The organism is Psychromicrobium xiongbiense (genome assembly GCF_030271165.1).
GTDB lineage: Bacteria > Actinomycetota > Actinomycetes > Actinomycetales > Micrococcaceae > Renibacterium > Renibacterium xiongbiense.
In genome coordinates this window covers 1-652 of sequence record NZ_JASSZH010000058.1, presented here as the reverse complement: position 1 = coordinate 652, position 652 = coordinate 1, and the positions used below count along the sequence as shown (strand labels likewise).

Below are 652 nucleotides of genomic sequence, written 5' to 3'. Positions count from 1 at the left end.
CGTATTACCGCGGCTGCTGGCACGTAGTTAGCCGGTGCTTCTTCTGCAAGTACCCTCAACACCACAAAAATGATGCCTTGTTCCCTGCTGAAAGAGGTTTACAACCCGAAGGCCGTCATCCCTCACGCGGCGTCGCTGCATCAGGCTTTCGCCCATTGTGCAATATTCCCCACTGCTGCCTCCCGTAGGAGTCTGGGCCGTGTCTCAGTCCCAGTGTGGCCGGTCACCCTCTCAGGCCGGCTACCCGTCGTCGCCTCGGTAGGCCATTACCCCACCGACAAGCTGATAGGCCGCGAGTCCATCCCCCACCAAAAAATCTTTCCAGACACTAACCATGCGGTTGCATCTCGTATCCAGTATTAGACGCCGTTTCCAGCGCTTATCCCAGAGTAAGGGGCAGGTTACTCACGTGTTACTCACCCGTTCGCCACTAATCCACCCGCAAGCAGGCTTCATCGTTCGACTTGCATGTGTTAAGCACGCCGCCAGCGTTCATCCTGAGCCAGGATCAAACTCTCCGTTAAAAAAACAAACAAACAATTCGAAACCAGCATCAACCCACAAGGCCACTCACGCAACCAAGCAGACAAATACCATCAAAAAACGGTATCAACAAACACAAAACACACTATTGAGATCTCAAACAACAGAC

The 652-nt window shown here is 53.1% G+C and carries 1 rRNA gene; it reads right to left on the bottom strand.

The window, feature by feature from the left end:
- Positions 1-524: ribosomal RNA gene (locus QQM37_RS14385) — 16S ribosomal RNA — on the bottom strand; the annotation flags it as partial.
- Positions 525-652: the final 128 nt, after the last annotated feature.